Here is a 1,036-nt window from a genome sequence, read left to right as displayed (position 1 = left end):
TGTTTGATCATTTCAGGAAGACGGTGCAAGGTTTGCGGGCCAAAAATAACGTCAACAAAAGGTGCACGATCACGAATGTGATCACCTTCTTGTGTTGCTACACAACCACCAACACCGATCACGACGCCTGGCTTTTTATCTTTGAGTGTTTTCCAACGGCCAAGCTGGTGGAACACTTTTTCTTGCGCCTTTTCACGGATCGAACAGGTGTTAAGTAATAGAACATCTGCTTCTTCTGGTTCTTCTGTCAATTCGTAGCCATTTGCTGCGTTCAGCAGATCCGGCCATTTTCGATGAATCGTATTCGTTCATCTGGCAACCCCAGGTTTTAATTAGTCACGTTTCTTACTCATCTCACTTTCGCTCGTAGTTAATACTAAAATTCGTTGAACAAATTGTTCAAAGTATAGCCGCCCTCACGGCGGTAAGCGGCGTATTGTACTGCTTAAAAACCTACTGACTAGTGATCTGGTGAATTCTTCGCAAAGCCTGATTTTATCTAGGGTCTTGTCAGGTATTTCGCCTTGGTTTTTTAAGGTTTTTGTCGATGGAAACTCAGTGACCTAAGCCGCTTGATAGGGACAAAGTGTTTCGCAAACTTGCCAGTAAAACGTACAATGCAAACCGTATTAGAATCAAGTTGATCAAGAGTACAAGATGAATAAATACGACATTGCCGTCGTCGGTGGCGGTATGGTAGGCGCGGCTGTGGCCATCGGATTTGCCAAACAGGCCGAAAAGTCGTCGTGATAGAAGGTTTGAACCGAAAGCGTTTGAAGCAAGCCAACCGATGGACATTCGAGTTTCCGCCATTTCTCACAACTCTGTGCGCTTACATGGAATCAGCTAGGAGCCTGGCAACATATTCAAGCAACTCGAGTTTGTCCCTACAAACGGKTWGAAACCTGGGAGCACCCAGAATGTCGTACACGTTTTCACAGCGATGAACTTAATTTGGAACAGCTTGGTTACATAGTGGAGAACCGTCTAATTCAATTGGGGCTGTGGCAAGAGTTTGCTCAGTACTCGAATTTGA

Annotated in this window: 2 pseudogenes; one reads left to right on the top strand and one right to left on the bottom strand. The window is 45.0% G+C overall.

Annotated elements, in window-relative coordinates:
- Window positions 1-312, bottom strand: a pseudogene (locus tag CIK04_RS27350) (tRNA (N6-isopentenyl adenosine(37)-C2)-methylthiotransferase MiaB); the annotation flags it as partial.
- Window positions 313-657: 345 nt separating this feature from the next.
- Between CIK04_RS27350 and CIK04_RS27340 the strand changes: the two are divergent.
- Window positions 658-1,036 (top strand): annotated as a pseudogene (locus tag CIK04_RS27340) (FAD-dependent oxidoreductase); the annotation flags it as partial.

It is taken from the genome of Vibrio sp. 03_296 (genome assembly GCF_002265885.1).
Note: the sequence above shows the minus strand (reverse complement) of the source record. Positions and strands in the feature narration are given on the sequence as shown.